19 protein-coding genes, 3 tRNA genes and 1 pseudogene are annotated in these 19,088 nt (G+C 41.7%); 13 read left to right on the top strand and 10 right to left on the bottom strand.

Annotated elements, in window-relative coordinates; all coding sequences use genetic code 11:
* Window positions 1-6 precede the first annotated feature (6 nt).
* From C2M25_RS07095 to lolB, 9 genes are all read right to left on the bottom strand, one after another.
* Window positions 7-81 (bottom strand) — tRNA-Gln (locus tag C2M25_RS07095).
* A 40-nt stretch (window positions 82-121) separates the two neighbouring features.
* Window positions 122-206, bottom strand: a tRNA-Leu gene (locus C2M25_RS07090).
* A 61-nt stretch (window positions 207-267) separates the two neighbouring features.
* Window positions 268-344, bottom strand: a tRNA-Met gene (locus C2M25_RS07085).
* A gap of 632 nt (window positions 345-976) precedes the next feature.
* Window positions 977-2,068 carry a redox-regulated ATPase YchF gene (ychF, locus tag C2M25_RS07080; RefSeq protein WP_063706100.1) on the bottom strand — a complete coding sequence of 364 codons (1,092 nt, stop codon included), beginning with the start codon at window positions 2,066-2,068 and terminating at the stop codon, window positions 977-979.
* Window positions 2,069-2,102: 34 nt separating this feature from the next.
* Entirely contained in the window at window positions 2,103-2,687 is a 585-nt protein-coding gene (gene pth, locus C2M25_RS07075; RefSeq protein WP_082874093.1) for an aminoacyl-tRNA hydrolase, read from the bottom strand.
* Between the two features lie 19 nt (window positions 2,688-2,706).
* Window positions 2,707-3,315 carry a 50S ribosomal protein L25/general stress protein Ctc gene (locus tag C2M25_RS07070; RefSeq protein ID WP_063706096.1) on the bottom strand — a complete coding sequence of 203 codons (609 nt, stop codon included), beginning with the start codon at window positions 3,313-3,315 and terminating at the stop codon, window positions 2,707-2,709.
* A gap of 151 nt (window positions 3,316-3,466) precedes the next feature.
* Window positions 3,467-4,414: a ribose-phosphate pyrophosphokinase gene (locus C2M25_RS07065; protein ID WP_063706094.1), complete on the bottom strand. Its 948-nt coding sequence runs from the start codon at window positions 4,412-4,414 to the stop codon at window positions 3,467-3,469.
* 79 nt (window positions 4,415-4,493) lie between these two features.
* Complete coding sequence (gene ispE, locus C2M25_RS07060; protein WP_063706092.1) at window positions 4,494-5,360, bottom strand: 4-(cytidine 5'-diphospho)-2-C-methyl-D-erythritol kinase; 867 nt, start codon at window positions 5,358-5,360, stop codon at window positions 4,494-4,496.
* Window positions 5,361-5,362: 2 nt separating this feature from the next.
* On the bottom strand, window positions 5,363-5,950 hold the full coding sequence (gene lolB / locus C2M25_RS07055; protein WP_082874092.1) for a lipoprotein insertase outer membrane protein LolB: 588 nt from the start codon (window positions 5,948-5,950) through the stop codon (window positions 5,363-5,365).
* An 83-nt stretch (window positions 5,951-6,033) separates the two neighbouring features.
* Here lolB and hemA point away from each other — a divergent pair, with 83 nt between their 5' ends.
* The 12 genes from hemA (at window position 6,034) to rlmM (ending at window position 17,661) form a co-directional block, all read left to right on the top strand.
* Window positions 6,034-7,290: a glutamyl-tRNA reductase gene (hemA, locus tag C2M25_RS07050; protein ID WP_063706087.1), complete on the top strand. Its 1,257-nt coding sequence runs from the start codon at window positions 6,034-6,036 to the stop codon at window positions 7,288-7,290.
* Between the two features lie 7 nt (window positions 7,291-7,297).
* The gene (gene prfA, locus C2M25_RS07045) at window positions 7,298-8,383 is read left to right on the top strand and encodes a peptide chain release factor 1 (protein ID WP_063706085.1); all 1,086 of its coding nucleotides are present in this window, start codon (window positions 7,298-7,300) and stop codon (window positions 8,381-8,383) included.
* 2 nt (window positions 8,384-8,385) lie between these two features.
* The gene (prmC, locus tag C2M25_RS07040; RefSeq protein ID WP_105174583.1) at window positions 8,386-9,228 is read left to right on the top strand and encodes a peptide chain release factor N(5)-glutamine methyltransferase; all 843 of its coding nucleotides are present in this window, start codon (window positions 8,386-8,388) and stop codon (window positions 9,226-9,228) included.
* A 45-nt stretch (window positions 9,229-9,273) separates the two neighbouring features.
* Window positions 9,274-10,812 carry a response regulator gene (locus C2M25_RS07035; protein ID WP_063706081.1) on the top strand — a complete coding sequence of 513 codons (1,539 nt, stop codon included), beginning with the start codon at window positions 9,274-9,276 and terminating at the stop codon, window positions 10,810-10,812.
* Window positions 10,813-10,833: 21 nt separating this feature from the next.
* On the top strand, window positions 10,834-11,208 hold the full coding sequence (locus C2M25_RS07030; protein WP_063706079.1) for a SirB2 family protein: 375 nt from the start codon (window positions 10,834-10,836) through the stop codon (window positions 11,206-11,208).
* 131 nt (window positions 11,209-11,339) lie between these two features.
* Window positions 11,340-12,167, top strand: a complete 828-nt coding sequence (locus tag C2M25_RS07025) for a tetratricopeptide repeat protein (protein WP_063706077.1) — start codon at window positions 11,340-11,342, stop codon at window positions 12,165-12,167.
* A gap of 15 nt (window positions 12,168-12,182) precedes the next feature.
* Window positions 12,183-13,436: a DUF819 family protein gene (locus tag C2M25_RS07020; RefSeq protein WP_063706075.1), complete on the top strand. Its 1,254-nt coding sequence runs from the start codon at window positions 12,183-12,185 to the stop codon at window positions 13,434-13,436.
* 9 nt (window positions 13,437-13,445) lie between these two features.
* A complete protein-coding gene (gene kdsA / locus C2M25_RS07015; RefSeq protein ID WP_054561809.1) occupies window positions 13,446-14,300 on the top strand; it encodes a 3-deoxy-8-phosphooctulonate synthase in 855 nt (284 codons plus the stop codon).
* Between the two features lie 358 nt (window positions 14,301-14,658).
* Complete coding sequence (locus C2M25_RS07010; RefSeq protein WP_063706073.1) at window positions 14,659-15,555, top strand: transcriptional regulator GcvA; 897 nt, start codon at window positions 14,659-14,661, stop codon at window positions 15,553-15,555.
* Between the two features lies 1 nt (window position 15,556).
* Entirely contained in the window at window positions 15,557-16,201 is a 645-nt protein-coding gene (locus C2M25_RS07005; RefSeq protein ID WP_105180758.1) for an alpha/beta family hydrolase, read from the top strand.
* Window positions 16,198-16,566, top strand: coding sequence for a DUF423 domain-containing protein (locus C2M25_RS07000; protein ID WP_063706069.1), 369 nt, complete (start codon window positions 16,198-16,200; stop codon window positions 16,564-16,566). Before C2M25_RS07005 ends, C2M25_RS07000 begins: the two co-directional genes overlap by 4 nt.
* A 9-nt stretch (window positions 16,567-16,575) precedes the next feature.
* On the top strand, window positions 16,576-17,661 hold the full coding sequence (rlmM, locus tag C2M25_RS06995) for a 23S rRNA (cytidine(2498)-2'-O)-methyltransferase RlmM (protein ID WP_105180757.1): 1,086 nt from the start codon (window positions 16,576-16,578) through the stop codon (window positions 17,659-17,661).
* 71 nt (window positions 17,662-17,732) lie between these two features.
* Here the strand turns inward: rlmM and cysZ are convergent, their stop codons facing one another.
* Window positions 17,733-18,443, bottom strand: a complete 711-nt coding sequence (gene cysZ / locus C2M25_RS06990) for a sulfate transporter CysZ (RefSeq protein WP_199775162.1) — start codon at window positions 18,441-18,443, stop codon at window positions 17,733-17,735.
* A gap of 339 nt (window positions 18,444-18,782) precedes the next feature.
* Between cysZ and C2M25_RS21950 the strand changes: the two are divergent.
* Window positions 18,783-19,088: pseudogene (locus C2M25_RS21950) on the top strand (transposase); the annotation flags it as partial.

Genomic DNA, 19,088 nt, shown 5'->3' with positions numbered 1-19,088 from the left:
AGAAAGTGGCTGGGATACCAGGATTTGAACCTGGGAATGGCAGGATCAAAACCTGCTGCCTTACCGCTTGGCGATATCCCAACAAAGAATAAGTTGATAGTTTTGGTTCTTATCAAGAACATGGTGCGGAAGGAGAGACTTGAACTCTCACAACCGAAGTTACTGGAACCTAAATCCAGCGCGTCTACCAATTCCGCCACTCCCGCATCGTTTGTACTAAAAGTACTGGTAGTTATTTTAAACTCTTCATTGAGCTACAAAAAAGAATGGTGGCTAAGACGGGATTTGAACCTGTGACCCCATCATTATGAGTGATGTGCTCTAACCAACTGAGCTACTTAGCCATCTTTTTTGTTATCACTTCATCGCTGAGTGCGGGGCGTATTATGCTGATATGACCCAAATCCGTCAACACCTTTTTTGCAAAAAAATGCTTATCAGTGTTTGTTTGCATTAAAATTAAGCTAAGTGGCTAAATTTCATTTAAATTGCTGTTTTTTTGACTGCAATTTTTGAGTTTAATTCCCAAATGCATAATAAGAGTTTTAAAACTCAGATTTTAAGTTGCTTGATTTTCATACAAAAATCAAGTTTCAAAATTAGTAAGTGTGTTTTTTTAACGTGTTTAACTGCAAAAAATGAAAAGCGAATGATTTTATACAGGCAAATTTGCGATTAATCGGCCTAGTTTTTACTTTTTAAATACCCACAATTTGCTAATCACGCAGTCAGCAGTTTGCAAAATTGGTTGTGAGCTTTGAAAACTATCCTCTATTAACTGTCGTGATCACTCATTATTCTTTAGGGTGTTTAAAAATACGATTTACGGTTTTGCATAAATTCACGCTGCATCATGCAAGAGAGCGTTTAGAGGCAAGGAGGCATCGCTCATCATGTTTAGGGAGTTTTAGGGAATATTTAGGCAATAAAAAAGGCCCGTAAAAACGAGCCTTTTAAAATCGAATAAGCGAATGGCTTATACGTTAAATAAGAAGTTCATCACATCGCCGTCTTTAACGATGTACTCTTTACCTTCTTGACGCATTTTACCCGCTTCTTTTGCACCACTTTCACCTTTAAACGCGACATAGTCGTCAAAAGCAATTGTTTGTGCACGGATAAAGCCGCGCTCAAAGTCAGTGTGGATTTTACCAGCGGCTTGTGGCGCAGTCGCACCGACTGGGATTGTCCATGCACGTACTTCTTTAACGCCAGCAGTGAAGTAAGTTTGTAATTTAAGTAACTCGTAACCACCACGGATCACTAAGTTAAGACCTGGCTCTTCTAAGCCTAAGTCAGCCATAAATTCTAATTTATCTTCTTCTTCAAGCTCAGACAGCTCAGATTCAATTGCAGCACATACTGGAATAACAACGGCATCTTCAGCAGCGGCAATTTCACGTACTTTATCTAGGTAAGGGTTATTCTCAAACCCATCCTCTGCCACGTTAGCAATGTACATTGTTGGTTTAATCGTTAAGAAGTTAAGAGACTTAATTGCCGCTTTTTCTTCTTTTGTAAGTGCTAATGAACGTAACGTTAAACCTTCATCTAGGTGCGCTTTTACTTTTTCTAACACTGCATTTTGTTCTTTAGCGTCTTTATCGCCGCCTTTCGCTTTTTTAGCGTTACGCACGAGTGCTTTATCAGCACTGTCCATATCAGCAAGAACTAATTCGGTGTTAATTACATCGATATCATCAGCAGGGTCAATTGTGCCAGCAACGTGAACAATGTTTTCGTCTTCAAAACAACGAACCACGTGACCAATTGCATCTGTTTCACGAATATTTGCTAGGAACTGGTTACCTAAACCTTCACCTTTAGATGCGCCTTTTACTAGACCGGCAATATCAACGAATTCCATTGTCGTTGGTAAAATACGCTGAGGATTTACAATAGCGGCTAAGTCATTTAGGCGCGCATCAGGAACCGGTACCACACCTGTATTTGGTTCAATGGTACAGAAAGGGAAGTTAGCGGCTTCAATACCCGCTTGAGTTAGTGCATTAAATAGTGTTGATTTACCAACGTTTGGCAAGCCAACGATGCCACATTTAAAACCCATAGTAAGATACCTTGTGTAATTTCATTAAAACGGATTAAGGTTTAAATGAATGTAGTCTGTTTTGTGCTTTTAACACACCATCTTTTGCAAGTATTTCCATACAACGAACTGCTTCGTCAACGGCAGCGTCCATTTTTTCTTGATCGTCTTTCGCAGCTTTACCAAGTACCCAACCGGTTACCATTTCTCGGTGACCTGGATGACCAATGCCAATGCGAAGGCGCATGAAATCTTTTTGGTTTGCCATTTTCGCAATAATATCTTTTAAACCATTGTGACCGCCGTGGCCGCCACCTTTTTTAAGTTTTGCAACCCCAGGTTCAAGATCCATTTCGTCATGAGCAACGAGAATGTTTTCTACAGGGATTTTAAAGAAATTTGCGAGACTACTCACCGCCTTACCACTTAAATTCATATAAGTTGTAGGGATCAGTAATTTAAATTCTTGGCCTTGAATAATCACTTTGCCGGTGAGGCCGTGATATTTAGGATCATGTTTGAGTGTGCAGTTATAGCGTGCAGCCAGTTCTTCGATGAACCAAGCACCTGCATTATGGCGTGTGTTTGCGTATTCGGGGCCTGGATTAGCCAGGCCCACAAGCATTTGAATAGAATTCAAGGTGTTTACACCTTAAAAATTATTCTGCAGCGTCTTCTGAAGATTCTTCAGCAGGAGCAGCTTTGTTAGCTTTAACAGTAACAATAGACTGATCGTGATCAGCGCCTTTAGCTAGCTCAACAGATGAAACACCTGAAGGAAGTTTAAGGTCAGAAAGGTGGATTGAATCACCAGCTACTAAACCTGCAACGTTAACTTCAACGAACTCAGGAAGTGCTTTAGGAAGACACGTGATTTCGATTTCAGTTAATTGGTGAACAACAGTGTTACCTGCTTTAGTTACTTTTTCTTCACCGATGAAGTGTACTGGCACTTTAGTGTGAAGTTTGTGAGAAGCATCTACACGTTGGAAGTCTAAGTGAGTGATCTTAGGCTTGAACGGGTGACGTTGAATATCTTTAAGGATAGCTTCAACTGACTCGCCACCGATGTTTAAAGTAAGGATGTGCGTGTAGAAACCTTCGTCTTCTTGCGCTTTGATCATATCTTTGTGTGCAAGAACGATTGATGCAGCTTCTTTGTCAGCACCGTAAAGGATTGCAGGAACTTTATCTTCACGGCGTAGGCGGCGGCTCGCACCAGTACCTGTTTCTGTACGTAATTCTGCATTGTATGTGTAAGTTGACATAATGTCTCCAATAATTAATAGTCTTAGGGCCTTTGCGACCAAGGTCCCTAGCCAAAAGGCGCGCTATCATACCACCCCTTTCGGGGAAAATAAATAACGACTACAAAAAAAGCACCTAGGCGGTGCTTTTTCAGTATCACAGTGATGTTGATTAGTGTTCAAACATCGCTGAAATAGATTCTTCGTTGCTGATACGACGGATTGTTTCAGCAAGCATATCTGCAAGCGTAAGCACTTTGATTTTATCAATTGCTTTAAGCTCATCAGACAGTGTAATTGAGTCAGTCACGATAACTTCGTCAATCACTGAATTACGGATGTTCTCAGCTGCATTGCCTGAAAGTACTGGGTGAGTAGCGTAAGCAAATACGCGTTTTGCACCATGCTCTTTAAGCGCCGCTGCTGCTTTACATAAAGTACCACCGGTGTCGATCATGTCATCAACGATGATACAGTCACGACCTTCAACGTCACCAATAATGTGCATTACTTGTGAAACGTTTGCTTGTGGACGACGCTTGTCGATAATTGCTAGGTCAGTGTCGTTTAATAGCTTCGCGATTGCACGAGCACGAACAACACCACCGATATCAGGAGAAACAACAACTACGTCTTCGAAGTCGCGCTCTTTCATATCTTCTAGTAGTACTGGGCTACCGAATACGTTATCAACTGGTACGTCGAAGAAACCTTGGATTTGTTCTGCGTGTAAATCAACCGTAAGAACGCGGTCAACACCAACACTTGAAAGGAAATCTGCAACTACTTTAGCTGTAATTGGTACACGCGCAGAACGCACGCGGCGGTCTTGACGTGAGTAACCAAAATAAGGGATAACTGCGGTAATACGTCCAGCAGATGCACGACGTAGGGCATCAACCATAACGATAAGCTCCATTAAGTTATCGTTAGTAGGGTTACAGGTTGATTGAATGATGAAAACGTCAGAGCCACGAACATTTTCATTAATTTGAACACTGATCTCACCGTCACTAAAACGGCCAACAACAGCATCGCCTAATTCAATATACAAACGTTTTGCAACTTTTTGAGCTAGCTCAGGTGTTGCGTTACCAGCGAAGAGCTTCATGTCAGGCACGGTAGGGTTCCTCAGGCACTGAATTTTGGGACTAACAGGCTATGGTAGGCACCAAAGCAGGTTAACATTTACTTGTACGTTACTTCATTTCAAAGTGAGCATTTAATGCTGTATGAGCAGGTGAAAGTGTAGCACTACTTGCAACAAAACCTGTCCATTTTTCTGGTAACTGAGCTAAAACTTGTTGTGCTTGTGCCTCGGTTGAAAACTCAGCAAAGCAGCAAGCGCCTGTACCAGTCATCTTTGACGGGGCGTATTTTAGCAACCACTGCAGGGCTTTTTCAACCTCGGGGCAGAGCTTTTTAACCAAAGCCTCACAATCATTGCCTAAATTTTCTGTTTGCCAGTCTGCTTTTAGCTTAGGTGTATCGCGTTTTAGATCAGGGTGGGTGAAAATTTTCGCGGTGCTAACATGCTCCCCAGGATGAATGACACAAAACCAGCTTGGTGGTAACTCAACATTTTCGAGTTGCTCACCAATACCGTGGGCTATGGCAGTGTGGCCATTAATAAATACCGGCACATCAGCGCCTAATTTCACCCCAAGTTCTGCTAATTCTGTCAGCGTTAAATCACAGCCCCATAGCTTATTTAGGGCAAGGAGGGTTGTCGCTGCATCGGATGAGCCACCGCCAACACCACCGCCCATCGGCAAGCGCTTTAATAATTCGATACGCACGCCGTGTTTACAATCACCGTACTGTTGTAATAAACGAGCGGCTTTATATATAAGGTTATCTTCAAGCTCAATGCCGTTTGTATCACCTGTTACTTTAATTTCTGAGTCGTTAGTGACAGTAAATGTAAGCTCGTCACCATACTCTAAAAAAGTGAACAGGGTTTCAAGTTCATGATAGCCATCTTCACGGCGACCATTAATATGAAGAAATAAATTTAGTTTTGCTGGTGCTATTAACGTTAGCGGAGCGGTTGATACGTGCGTCATGATTAATTTAACTGCCAATCATTAAGTTGAATTTTAATACGGATTTTTTGGTTTTTGAGGCTGAGCTTAACAGGAAGCCAATAGCCATCTTGCTTAATGTAATCTGAGTAGGTGATTTGCCACTTTTGACCATTGTGAGCTTGCCAAATAAGACTTTTTAATCGGCCTTGCTCATCATAGCTGGCTTGGTCGTTTTCGACGGTGCCTTTTAGCCATTTTGCGGCATTATCTAGAGGAATTGAAAAACCGGTTAACCGATATAACAACATTGAGGCATCGCGATCGGTATACACATCGCCGTCATATTCAAGCTCGGCACCGTTGGCATTTTGTTTTAAAGATAAAATACGGGTGCCAATAAAGCTGGTAAGCACCATGTCACTTTGTTGTTCATCATGCTGCCAGTTTAGGTTGGCCGATTGACGTTGTTCGGTACTAATAAACGCCATTTTTCCTTGTACTTGCCACTGTGCGTGTTGTTCTAATCGGCTTTTCCAGTCAGGATAAATGTAATCAACGGTTGAAATTTTTTGCGCACAACCACCAATAAATAAAAAAAACATGAATAAAATCAAATATTGTTTAATCAAATGTCGTTCCTTACTTTCCATATTCCGCTGATTTTTGGTAAAATTAATGCCTTTACAGCTGGGCTTAGCAATATTTGGTACATATGACCATCGTAGCACTTGGTATAAATCACAAAACCGCATCCGTAGAATTACGCGAAAAAGTCGCGTTTTCGCCTGAGCAAATGTCTGAGGCGTTACAGCAATTAAGCGGTCACGCGCATTTTAATGAAGCGGTTATTGTTTCGACCTGCAACCGAACTGAAATCTATTGTAGCCTTGCCGAGCGTAATTCCCAAACCCTGTTGCACTGGTTAGCCAGTTTCCATGGTTTGGATGAACAAGAACTGAGCAGTAACACCTATTACCATGAAGGTAATGAAGCAATTAACCATTTAATGCGGGTGTCATGTGGGCTTGATTCGTTAGTACTCGGTGAACCGCAAATTTTGGGGCAAATAAAACAAGCCTACCATAATGCCAAAACTCATGATGCCATTGGTGTGACCTTTGATCGCTTGTTCCAAAAAACCTTTTCAGTGGCAAAACAAGTGCGTACCGAAACCGACATTGGAGCCAGCGCTGTATCGGTTGCTTATGCCGCGGTTAATCTTGCTAAGCACATTTATGGCAAGTTAGATAAAACCAATGTACTGCTGATTGGTGCGGGTGAGACCATAGAATTGGTTGCTAAGCATTTATACCAAAACGATCCGCAAAAAATAACGGTGGCAAACCGCACCATTGAACGCGCTAAAACCCTAGCAAGCGACGTTAATGCGGATGTTATTGCACTTGCCCAGTTACCTGAGCGTTTACACGACGCTGATATTGTTATTAGTTCAACCGCTAGTACTTTGCCAATCATTGGTAAAGGGGTGGTAGAACAAGCGCTGAAAAAGCGCCGCCACAAGCCAATGTTATTTATTGATATTGCGGTACCGCGTGATATCGAAAGCCAAGTAGGCGAACTAGATGCCGCCTATTTGTATTCAGTTGATGACTTACAAGCCATAGTAAGCGAGAATATCGCCGCCCGTGAGCAGGCTGCTGAGCAAGCGCAAGCTATTATTCGCTCACGTACCGATGAATTTGCTATGTGGTTGCGTTCACTCGATTCGGTGGATTTAATTCGCCATTATCGCAACGATGTACAAGATATTAAGTCAGAACTTGTCGAAAAAGCCCTTGGCCAGCTACAAGCAGGTAAAGAGGCAGAGAAAGTTATACTCGAGTTGGCAAATAAACTGACCAACCGCTTGATGCACGCACCTACCCGTGCCATTCAAGATGCTGCTAAAAAAGGTGAAGCAGCCGAGTTAAGCCAATTAAAGAAAATGTTAGGTATTGATCAGGAATAGTCGTTAAATGAAAGAGTCTGTTTATAGAAAGTTAGAAACCTTAGTAGAGCGTTATGAGGAAGTGCAAGCGCTGCTAAGCGACCCCTCTGTGATCAGCGACCAAAATCGCTTTCGTGCCTTATCTAAAGAATACTCAGAATTAGAAGAAATCGTAAAAGCATTTTTAGCTTACCAACAAGCACAAGATGATGTTGCTACAGCTGAAGAAATGCTAAAAGACTCTGATCCTGACATGCGTGAAATGGCGCAAGAAGAATATAAAGAAGCAAAAGCACAAATTACCGCTTTAGAAGACGAAATCCAAATTCTAATGCTGCCAAAAGATCCTAAAGACAATAATAACGTCTATTTAGAGGTTCGTGCGGGTACCGGTGGTGATGAAGCTGCTATCTTCGCAGGTGATTTATTCCGTATGTACAGCCGCTACGCTGAAACTAAAAAGTGGAAAGTAGAGGTAGTGAGTACTAACGAAGGTGAACACGGCGGCTACAAAGAAGTGATTGCACATATCTCAGGTGAAGGTGTGTATGGTCGTTTGAAGTTTGAATCGGGCGCGCACCGTGTACAACGTGTACCAGAGACTGAGTCGCAAGGCCGTGTACATACATCAGCCTGTACAGTTGCAGTTATGGCTGAAATTCCTGAAGCAGAAGCAATTGAGATTAACCCAGCGGATATTAAAGTTGATACGTTCCGTGCATCGGGTGCCGGTGGTCAGCACGTAAATAAAACGGACTCGGCAATTCGTATTACTCACATCCCAACAGGTGTGGTTGTTGAGTGTCAGGACGAGCGTTCACAGCATAAAAACCGTGCTAAAGCGATGTCTGTACTTGGTGCACGTTTACAACAAGCTGAAGATGAAAAGCGCCAAGCGGCTGAAGCATCAGAGCGTCGTAACCTCGTAGGGAGTGGTGACCGTTCTGAGCGTATTCGTACATACAATTACCCGCAAGGTCGTATCACCGATCACCGTATTAATTTAACCATTTATCGCTTAAATGAAGTGGTAGCGGGTGATTTAGGCTGTGTAATTGAACCACTGATGCAAGAACACCAAGCTGACTTACTTGCTGCGATGGGCGATGAATAATCGTGCCACAAAGCATCGAACAAGCCATTGTTGCTGCGACGGCGTTACTAACGCCAAGCAGCGACAGTGCAAAACTAGACGCACAAGTCCTGTTATTATCCATTCTAGATAAACCTCGCAGTTACTTATTTACCTGGCCAGAAAAACAACTCACCGAACAGCAACAGCTCGATTTTGAGCAAGCATGCCAGCGCCGTTTAAATGGTGAACCTGTCGCGCATATTGTGGGTTTTCGTGAATTTTGGAGCCTTCCTTTAAAGGTCAACCCAACGACTTTAATTCCAAGACCCGACACCGAAACGTTAGTTGAATATGCTTTAGGGCTTGAATTACCTGCTGATGCAAACGTGCTTGATTTGGGCACTGGGACAGGGGCAATTGCCTTGGCATTGGCCAGTGAAATGCCAAGTTGGCAGGTGACAGGGGTTGATAGGGTGGCTGATGCTGTCGAATTAGCTAAAGAAAATAAACAGCGACTTGCAATCAACAATGCTAATTTTGCCTTGAGTAATTGGTTTAGTGCCGTAAATACGCAAAAGTTTAACTTAATTGTCAGCAATCCACCGTATATAGAACAGGATGATGAGCACTTAAACCAAGGTGATGTGCGCTTTGAACCGCTCTCTGCATTAGTTGCAGATGATGACGGTATGGCTGATATTAAACAAATTATTACTATCGCGCGTGACTATTTAGCAACAAATGGCTATCTTTTAATTGAACATGGCTACAAACAAAGTGTGATGGTTCAAGATTTTTTTGCACAAATGTCGTATAGCCATATACTTACAATTAAAGATCTTGGCGGTAATGACCGTGTAACGTTAGCACAATGGCTTAAATAATAATGAAGTGCACTGTGCGTACATAGCCTTTGAGGATCCCATACAATGGATGATTTTTTGTTTTCGGATGAAGCACTTGATGAAGTAAATGAGGTGGTTCAGGGTAGTTGGAAAGTCATCGTCGTCGATGACGAGCCAGAAGTACATGCCGTAACAAAGCTTGCGTTGAGTGACTTTGAATTTCAAGATAAACGATTAGAGTTTATTAGTGCCTATTCAGGTGAAGAGGCCAAGCAAGTAATTCAACAGCATCCTGATGCTGCAATCGTATTACTCGATGTGGTAATGGAAACCGACGATGCAGGCCTCAAAGTCGCTAAGTTCATTCGCGAAACAGCAAAAAATAATCACATTCGTATCATTCTTCGAACTGGTCAGCCAGGTCAAGCACCCGAGCGACAAGTTATCGTTAATTACGATATTAATGACTACAAATCAAAAACTGAATTAACGGCACAAAAACTGTTTACTGTGGTGATGTCGAGCTTACGTTCTTATCGCGATATTTTATCGATTGAACAATCTCGCCAAGGCCTTGAAAAAATTATTAAAGCATCACGCGATATTTTCTCGACCCATTCACTTGAAAGCTTTATTGAAGGGGTGATGCAACAACTTACCTCATTACTGGGTACTGTCGATCAGGCCATGTATGCAACAAGCTTAGTTGCGAGTAATCCGTTGGATAACCAAAAAAAGCTTGTCGTGTTTTCGGGTAGTGGTGAGTTTGAGCGCAGTGAAGGTAAAGCAATTGAAGACGTACTTAGCGACGAGCAGCTGCAAGCTTGCCAACAAGCATTAAGTGAAAAAACCATTGTTTACCGTGAAAACTATTTATTTGCCTATTGTTGCAGTGAATGTAATCACAACTCGATGTTATTTATTTCAGGTATTCCGAAGCATTTGACCGATACTCAGCGCCATTTAATTGAAATTTTCTCGCAAAATGTACAGTTGGCCTATGAAAATGTGCAGCTACAATCTGAAATAGAAGCAACACAACAAGAATTGGTTTTTAGACTGAGCGAAGCGCTAGAACAACGCTCAACAGAAACAGGTAACCATGTAAAACGCGTTTCGCATATTTGTTACGAGCTGGCGATGGGTTATGGCCTAACTAAACGCGAAGCCGAACTTATTCGCTTGGCAGCGCCACTGCATGATGTTGGCAAGGTCGGTATTCCGGATGCCATTTTAAATAAGCCTGGGCCACTGACTGATGAAGAATGGGCTATCATGCAACAGCATGCTGAAAAAGGTCATTTAATTTTAAAAGATTCAAATCGTGACATCGTTAATACTGGGGCTATTATTGCATTATCGCACCATGAGCGTTGGGACGGTTCAGGCTATCCGAAAGGTCTAAAAGGCGAGGATATTCCTATTGCGGGTCGTATTGTGGCTTTAGCCGATGTGTTTGACGCACTACGTCATAAGCGCTGCTACAAAGAACCATGGTCTCTTGATGATGTAGTAAAAGAAATTAACTCACAACAGGGCAAACAATTTGATCCTAAGCTGATTGACGTGTTTAATCAGCGCGTGAAAGAAATAGAAGACGTACTTGTACGTTATCCAGATTAATTAAAATAAAATTAGGGGCATATGGATTATTTAGCAGTAAAACATACTCACATGTTATTTGCCGTGTTGAGTATTATCTTATTTTACGTTCGTTCATTTTCACGTTTAAAGACGGGCGCTCTGGCAAAAAATAAAGTGGTGTTTATTGGTAGTCACAGTATCGACACTTTATTGCTAGTATCGGCAGTTGCATTGATTGTGATGGCAGGGTTTAACCCACTTGAGCAATCTTGGTTATTAGAAAAGATAATCTTAGTTATTGCTTATATTGTGCTAGGCATTGTTGCAGCTAAGCAGAGCGCACAAAGCGCGAAAGTAGTACTACTTGCTATAACCACCCTTATTTTATTAGCAATTGGTTATTTAGCGTCTGCTAAAACTGCACTTCTTTTATAAGAATCCCTCAGCGGTATTTGATGGCCTGTGCTGTCGTACCGCTTTTTTATATCTCATCGCTCAGTATTGGTAACTTAGGGCAAAAGTAGGTAAACTAGCTGTTCGTTTTTGAAAGAGATGTAGCAGTATAAATGACCACCCCTTGGTTTGAAGATCAAAATGAACCCTATCAAGATGAGGCCTTTGACACATTTTCTTCTAAAGTGCTTTATCGTTGTATCGACGCAGAATTAAAGTGGGATCAACAAGCTGATTTAACAGCCTGTTATGACACGCTTTATGAGCTTGAGAACAGGGTAACAGCCCTTTGTGCTGAATTTAAAGAACCCCATGAGCGTCTCGATAATTTACTTGATACCTTTTATCAGCAATGGCTGTTTAGCTCATCTAGCTTAAAAGTGCCTGAGTACACATTAAATAGCTTTAGCTACACCATTACCATGCGTAGCGGTACGCAAACCACGCTGGCGATTTTACTGTGTCATTTATTACAGCATGCTGAATTGGATGCCACTGTTACGCTTAGCCAAGGCGAAGTGCATGTGCATGTTGGTATGAGTGATGAAGAAGGTTACTTAATTGAGCCAAGCACAGGTCAGCAGAGTTGGTATATAACGCCAGAGAATGCCTGTGAAGAAAATGGTGATGAGCAAGAGCCGTTAGAACTTATTTTTGATGAAGAGCTGTATAAATTGTATTTAGCTCAGCAAAAATGGTCTTTTATTAGCGAAAGTAAATTTGGCCATGCGTTGCATTGCGTTGAAATGCTGATGGAATTGTTAGGTGACGATCCGTACGAACGTCGTGACCGAGGCTATTTACTTAATCAGTTAGATTGCCCCAAAATGGCGCGTGATGATCTGCAGTACTTTGTTAATGAGTGCCCAGATGATCCCGCAATTGAGATTATTCAGCATCAAATTGCTGAAATTGAAGACAACAATAATACACACCACTAATTTAAAGGAACATTTATGACTGACGCCCACAGTGCGCTAATTACCAATGACGCAGTCGTACTTGGTTTGCTTGCCGTTATTTTGGGGTTTATTTTTAAAACCTCTCACAGTAATAATGCTGCGTTCCAAAAATTTTATAAATATGTACCAGCGTTATTGCTTTGCTATTTTTTACCTTCGTTACTCAATACCTTTGGTATTGTTGATGGTCACTCTTCAAATGTTTATTTTGTGGCGTCGCGCTATTTACTGCCAGCTTGCTTAATATTGCTTACCATCAGTATTGATTTAAAAGCGATTCTTAACCTGGGTCCAAAAGCATTAATCATGTTTTTAACGGGTACCATGGGTATCGTTATTGGTGGACCTCTTGCTATTTTAGTGATGAGTGCCGTTTACCCAGAAGCGGTGGGTGGTCATGGCCCTGATGCAGTTTGGCGCGGTATGACGACTATTGCTGGTAGTTGGATTGGTGGCGGTGCAAACCAAGCATCAATGAAAGAAATGTTTGAAGTAGGCGGTGATATTTTCTCTGCAATGGTCACCGTTGATGTAATTGTGGCGAATTTATGGATGGCCGTATTGTTATTAATGGCTGCAAACCATAAAGCGATTGATGCAAAAACGGGCGCAGATACGCGTGCCATTGAAGAGCTTAAAGAACGCGTAGAAAAATATCATGCTGAGCATGCGCGTATGCCAACCTTAAATGACTACATGACGATTATCGCAATTGCCTTTGGTATTACGGGTCTTGCGCACTTTTGTGCTGACTTTTTAGGTCCGTTTTTTGGGGCTAACTTCCCTTGGGCACAAGAATATAGTTTAAACAGTAAATTCTTTTGGTTAATCGTTATCTCAACCACAATTGGTATTAGTTTATCGTTTACTAAAGTTCGCCATATTGAAGCTTTTGGCGCGTCAAAAGTAGCATCAAGCTTTTTATATATTCTTGTTGCTTCAATTGGCTTACACATGAATATCACTGCGATTTTTGACTCACCAATGTACTTTGTACTGGGTGTGATTTGGATGATTACCCATGCAAGCTTAATGCTTATTGTGGCGAAATTAATTAAAGCACCGCTGTTTTATATGGCAGTAGGCTCTCAAGCAAATGTAGGCGGCGCAGCATCAGCACCTGTTGTTGCATCAGCTTTCCATCCGTCTCTTGCGCCAGTAGGTGTATTACTGGCTGTTTTGGGCTATGGTGTTGGTACCTACATGGCTTATATTTGTGGATTAATGCTACAAGCTGTTGCACCTTAAGGAATAGAAATGAACAACCAGTTAATTAAAATTAACGAGATTGAATTAGCCAACGATAAACCATTTGTCTTGTTTGGCGGTATGAACGTACTTGAATCACGTGATTTAGCGATGCGTATTGCTGAGCATTACGTAGAAGTTACATCAAAGCTAAACATTCCATACGTGTTTAAAGCGTCTTTTGATAAAGCGAATCGCTCTTCAATTAATTCATACCGTGGTCCGGGTATGGAAGAAGGTTTAAAAATCTTTGAAGAAATTAAATCTACTTTCAATGTGCCACTGATCACCGACGTACATGAGCCGCATCAAGCTGCTCCTGTAGCTGAAGTGGTTGATGTGATTCAGTTACCAGCATTCCTTGCTCGTCAAACTGACCTAGTTGTTGCTATGGCAAAAACGGGTGCCATTATCAATGTGAAAAAACCACAGTTTTTAGCACCACACGAAATGCGTCATATCATTAAGAAGTTTAATGAAGCGGGTAACAACAATGTTGCATTGTGTGAGCGTGGTACGAGCTTTGGTTATAACAACCTTGTGGTTGATATGCTTGGTATGGATGACATGAAGCCTATGGCGCCGGTTATCTTTGATGCAACGCATGCATTACAACGCCCAGGAGGCCGTGCTGACTCTGCAGATGGTCGCCGTGCACAAGCTGCAGAACTTGCTCGCAGTGGCATGGCATTAGGTATTGCAGGTTTATTTATTGAAGCGCACCCTAATCCGAATGAAGCAAAATGTGACGGTCCATGTGCATTAGCACTAAGCAAGCTAGAAGGTTATTTATCGCAAATGAAAGCGGTTGATGACTTAGTTAAGAGCTTTGCACCACTCGATACTAGCGCAAGCGATTTATGATAATATACCCAATCCTCCTCAAGATGCAGAATTCAGCGTTTCACAGGTGCTTAATATCAAGGCGTTACTTTGCAAGAATGGCAGTCCCTTTTAAAAAGTAACAACGATGAGAGTAAGTGCCTGTGAAGCGCCCGAAGGGTTGGTTTAAAAGCGATTTATACTGCGTTATTGATTTTAATAATAGAACCACTATTACTTGCAATCAATGCCTTGCCTAAATCGCTTTTAATTCCAACTGAAACTCGCAGCTTGAGGTGGTTTGGGTATATAAGTATGAAAAAGGCGACCATGGTCGCCTTTTTTTATTTGTATCGCTATAATCGACGCATAAGAAAAACTAATTCTAAGCTTGGTGTTTATGTCTCGTCGTTTACCTCCTTTAAATGCATTAAAAGCATTCGAAGCCGCTGCCCGCCATTTGAGCTTTACAAAAGCGGCAGAAGAGCTATATGTAACGCAGGCCGCGGTGAGCCACCAAATTAAAACCCTTGAAGAGCATTTAGGTTTAAAGCTGTTTTTACGTAAGAATCGTTCTTTGCTGTTAACCGAAGAAGGCCAAGGCTACTTTCTAGATATAAAAGAAATTTTTACTCAGCTGATTGATGCCACAGAAAAACTACTAGCCCGAGGTGCGAAAGGGTCACTCACGGTAAGTTTAACGCCAAGTTTTGCAATTCAATGGTTAGTACCCAGGCTTAGTTTATTTAATGAATTACACCCAGAAATCGACGTGCGAATTAAAGCACAAGATCAGGATGAAAATTCACTTTCTGACGATGTAGATATTGCTATCTATTATGGCCGTGGCCACTGGAGTGGCGTACAGACTTATAAGCTGCACACTGAATACTTAGTGCCATTATGTAGCCCTTTGTTGTTAACAGGCCCTAAGCCTCTTAATCAACCCAGCGATTTGGCAAATCATACCTTGTTGCATGATACCACCCGTAAAAATTGGAAAACGTGGATGAAAACAGCAGGTGTGCGCAATGTACAAGTTAACCAAGGGCCAATTTTTAGTCACTCATCGATGGTATTACAAGCTGCGGTGCATGGGCAGGGTGTTGCGATTGGTAATAGCGTTTTAGCAAAACCTGATATTGATGCGGGTCGACTCGTCATTCCATTTAATCACTCGTTAGAAAGTAAAAATGCGTACTATTTAGTGATCCGCGAATCGCAAACAGAGCTTGGCAAAATAGTGTCTTTCAAAGACTGGATGTTGAGCTTAGTAGAGCAAGAACAAGAGTATTAACATGTTACAGTGGTTTAAAAGTGCAACGGGCAAGGCGCGTGCACAGTTTATATTTGCCCATGGTGCAGGGGCAGGCAGTGATTCTGAGTTTATGCAAACAATGGCTAACTTGATTAGTCAGCATGATATTGATGTAGCGCTGTTTGATTTTCAGTATATGCAAATTGCAAAAGAAACAGGCAAGCGTAGACCACCCGAGCGCGCTCCTAAACTACTTGCCTACTTTGCAGAGGTTTTAGCTGAATGCCAGCCAGAGCTACCGCTATTTATAGGTGGTAAATCTATGGGCGGACGTATGGCTTCAATGCTTTGTACTGAGCAGGGTTTGGCTAATATTGCTGGTGTTGTGGCTTTTGGCTATCCGTTTCATCCACCGGGTAAACCCGAAAAACTGCGTATAGAGCATTTTGTTGATATGCCATGTCCATTTTTAGTTCTGCAAGGTGAACGCGATACATTTGGCTCTCAGCAAGAACTGGCTGACCTTGAAATGGTTAACCCGCCAGAGATTAAATTTCTCAAAGATGGTGACCACTCATTAAAACCACGTAAAAAAAGTGGCATTACAGAGCAAGAAAACTTACAGCAAGCTGCGGATTATGCAGCGCAGTTTATTATGAATTTAGTGGCTGGAGATGAACAATGATCAAACTATATTTAATGATTGGCAGCTTATTTTGCATGCTTTCGGTGATGCTTGGCGCCTTTGCTGCTCATGGACTAAAAAGCCGTGTTTCTGAGTATGCGATTGGAATTTTTAAAACCGCCGCTGAGTACCAAATGGTGCATGGCCTTGCATTGATAGCAATTGCTATCTTAATTAAGTGGGGCATGAACTTAAATTGGGCTGGTGGTTTTTTTATCGCGGGTACGGTGTTATTTAGCGGTAGTTTGTATTTACTCGCATTAACGGGCATGAAATGGCTTGGGCCTATCACCCCAATTGGCGGCGTTTGTTTTATTATTGGTTGGGCTATTTTATTAGTTCAAGCCGCACGATATAAGTTTTAAGGGTTATCTATGTCGAGTGTAGTTATTTATTGTCGCAGTGGTTTTGAAAATGATGCCGCTGCTGAAATTACTTTTCAGGCTGCTGAACAAGGATTTGCAGGTTACGTAAAAACAAAACCAAATACGGGTATTGTTGTTTACGAATGCTTTGATGCGAGTCACGGCGATGAAATCATGAAAAAAGTAGATTTCAAAAATATGGTATTTGCGCGCCAATGGTTTACTGGCACCCTAGTCGATAACATGCCACTTGAAGACCGCGTTAGCGCCATTGTTGATGCTGCCGCCGACTTTCCTGAGTGTGGCGACTTACGTGTAGAAACACCCGATACCAACGAAGGTAAAGAGCTGAGTAAGTTTTGTAAAAAGATTTCAACGCCACTGAAAAAGTCACTTGAAAAACGCTCTAAAGTGACACGCGAAATTGCTGAGAAAAAGCCTGTTATGCATGTGTTATTTTTAGCAAACGACAGTGCTTATGTTGGCTACTCGTATACATTTAATAACTCACCATTTTTTATGGGTATTCCGCGTTTACGTATGCCGAGTGATGCGCCGAGCCGCTCGACGCTAAAACTTGATGAAGCTTTTAACGTATTTATTCCACCCCATGAAGTTGAAGACCGTGTGCAACCAGGAATGCGAGGGGTTGATCTAGGTGCTTGCCCAGGTGGCTGGACTTATCAACTGGTGCGCCGTGGCATGTTTGTAAGTGCAATTGACAATGGCCCAATGAATGATGATTTGATGGAAACAGGGCAGGTTAAGCACTTTAGGGTAGATGGTTTTAAATATCGCCCAGAAAAGCGCAATATTCATTGGTTAGTCTGTGACATGGTGGAAAAGCCGACAAAAGTAACTAATCTTATGATTGATTGGGCGGTGAATGCCTACGCAAAAGAGCTTATTTTTAATCTTAAATTACCGATGAAAAAGCGCTTTGATAGTGTTTATGAGTGTTTAAAAATGATTAAAGAAGAGCTTGAAAAGTATGGTGTAAGTTACGAATTACAAGCTAAACATTTGTATCATGACCGTGAAGAAGTCACCGTACATTTAAATGTAACTAAGGTGCCGCAAAGTCTCTATAGTTAACATTTATTTGAAAATAAAAAGGCCAATAGCTCACCCTATTGGCCTTTTTATTAGGTATCTAAACAGTGAATTTACGAGCGGTATTTACTACGGTAATTATCGACCCATAATCGTGTGCCACCGCAAACAGCAACGGGCATAACAATTAGGTTTACGAATGGGATAGCAGTTAAAATCATGACAGCTAAACCAAAACCATAAGAAAGTGTTTGCTTTTGCTTTAAGTCGTCTTTCATTTCGTTAAAGCTAATTTTATGGTTATCGAACGCATAGTCTTCGTATTGAACCGCATACATCCAACAGGTGAATAGCACCCATAAAACTTGCCCGATCACAGGTAAAATCCAAAGTAAAATAAAAAAGCCTATGGCACGTGGCAGGTAATAGCACAGTTTTGTCCACTCACGGCCGAGCATGCGTGGCACATCTTTCATTGTATCGAAAAGGCTGTCGTCATTAATTTTTTGCCCAGTTAAGTAAAGCTCGACTTTTTCACTGAGCAGGCCGTTGAATGGGGCCGCAATAAAATTCGTTATAACCGTAAAGAGCATGCTGTAACTGAATAAAATTACCAACACGGCAATCGGCCACATTAACCATTCGAGCCAGCTAAGCCAGTCTGGCAATAACGAGTTCATGTAAGCAAAGCCATCGGTGAGCCAGCCATACAAAAAGAACAGCGAACTACCAAAAAGCAGGACATTGATTGTTAAAGGAATAAATACAAAACGTTTCAACCCCTTTTGGCTAATTAATTTAAAGCCAGAAAAGAAGTATTCCATACCTTGAGTGAACTGCACGAGAAAACCTCATCTTTTTTCTTGTTGTTCGCAGTATAGGGTTTTGACGATATTTGAACAGCTTTTTTCCGTAACAAAGTGTTTAACTCTTTACGAGGACAGTCACTTTAAGCCTAGTAATCAGTTGAAATCTAACTCTTTATTCTTTACGTGGACAGTCACTTTAAGTCCGTCACTTTAAGTCCAGTACTCAGTTGAAATCTAGATGAACAAATTTAAATGGACAGTCACTACATTTAAGTGCTCTTGCAGCACAAAATTTTTTGTCTACACTTTAGTTACAGCTAATGCATTTCAAATTATCAGTTCAAGGAGTGGACGATGGCTTTAGCAAGGAAGCGGCAAATCTGTTTGTCGAACACCAGGTATTACCATTGTGTTTCCCGTTGCGTTAGACGCGCTTATCTTTGTGGTGAAGACGCACTCACAGGTAAATCATATGAACACCGTCGAGGGTGGGTTGAAGAACGCCTACTTTTTCTTGCAAAAGTGTTTTGTATTGATGTGTGCGCTTATGCGGTGATGAGTAACCATACTCATGTTGTGCTTTATGTTGATGATAAAAAAGCAAATAGGTTATCGGATAAGGCCATTCTCTTACGTTGGTTTAAGCTCAGTAAAGCAACG

Origin of the sequence: Pseudoalteromonas sp. T1lg21 (genome assembly GCF_002964625.1) — a bacterium.
GTDB lineage: Bacteria > Pseudomonadota > Gammaproteobacteria > Enterobacterales > Alteromonadaceae > Pseudoalteromonas > Pseudoalteromonas gelatinilytica.
This window is presented reverse-complemented; position numbering and strand designations above follow the sequence as displayed.

What these genes read in the sequence shown, in the direction of transcription:
- ychF (WP_063706100.1), bottom strand. Translation starts at nt 2,068, where the DNA reads ATGGGTTTTAAATGTGGCATCGTTGGCTTGCCAAACGTTGGTAAATCA.
- cysZ (WP_199775162.1), bottom strand. Translation starts at nt 18,443, where the DNA reads ATGGAATACTTCTTTTCTGGCTTTAAATTAATTAGCCAAAAGGGGTTG.
- C2M25_RS07070 (WP_063706096.1), bottom strand. Translation starts at nt 3,315, where the DNA reads ATGTCAACTTACACATACAATGCAGAATTACGTACAGAAACAGGTACT.
- hemA (WP_063706087.1), top strand. Translation starts at nt 6,034, where the DNA reads ATGACCATCGTAGCACTTGGTATAAATCACAAAACCGCATCCGTAGAA.
- ispE (WP_063706092.1), bottom strand. Translation starts at nt 5,360, where the DNA reads ATGACGCACGTATCAACCGCTCCGCTAACGTTAATAGCACCAGCAAAA.
- kdsA (WP_054561809.1), top strand. Translation starts at nt 13,446, where the DNA reads ATGAACAACCAGTTAATTAAAATTAACGAGATTGAATTAGCCAACGAT.
- C2M25_RS07010 (WP_063706073.1), top strand. Translation starts at nt 14,659, where the DNA reads ATGTCTCGTCGTTTACCTCCTTTAAATGCATTAAAAGCATTCGAAGCC.
- C2M25_RS07025 (WP_063706077.1), top strand. Translation starts at nt 11,340, where the DNA reads ATGACCACCCCTTGGTTTGAAGATCAAAATGAACCCTATCAAGATGAG.
- C2M25_RS07000 (WP_063706069.1), top strand. Translation starts at nt 16,198, where the DNA reads ATGATCAAACTATATTTAATGATTGGCAGCTTATTTTGCATGCTTTCG.
- C2M25_RS07035 (WP_063706081.1), top strand. Translation starts at nt 9,274, where the DNA reads ATGGATGATTTTTTGTTTTCGGATGAAGCACTTGATGAAGTAAATGAG.
- prfA (WP_063706085.1), top strand. Translation starts at nt 7,298, where the DNA reads ATGAAAGAGTCTGTTTATAGAAAGTTAGAAACCTTAGTAGAGCGTTAT.
- C2M25_RS07020 (WP_063706075.1), top strand. Translation starts at nt 12,183, where the DNA reads ATGACTGACGCCCACAGTGCGCTAATTACCAATGACGCAGTCGTACTT.
- C2M25_RS07005 (WP_105180758.1), top strand. Translation starts at nt 15,557, where the DNA reads ATGTTACAGTGGTTTAAAAGTGCAACGGGCAAGGCGCGTGCACAGTTT.
- rlmM (WP_105180757.1), top strand. Translation starts at nt 16,576, where the DNA reads ATGTCGAGTGTAGTTATTTATTGTCGCAGTGGTTTTGAAAATGATGCC.
- C2M25_RS07030 (WP_063706079.1), top strand. Translation starts at nt 10,834, where the DNA reads ATGGATTATTTAGCAGTAAAACATACTCACATGTTATTTGCCGTGTTG.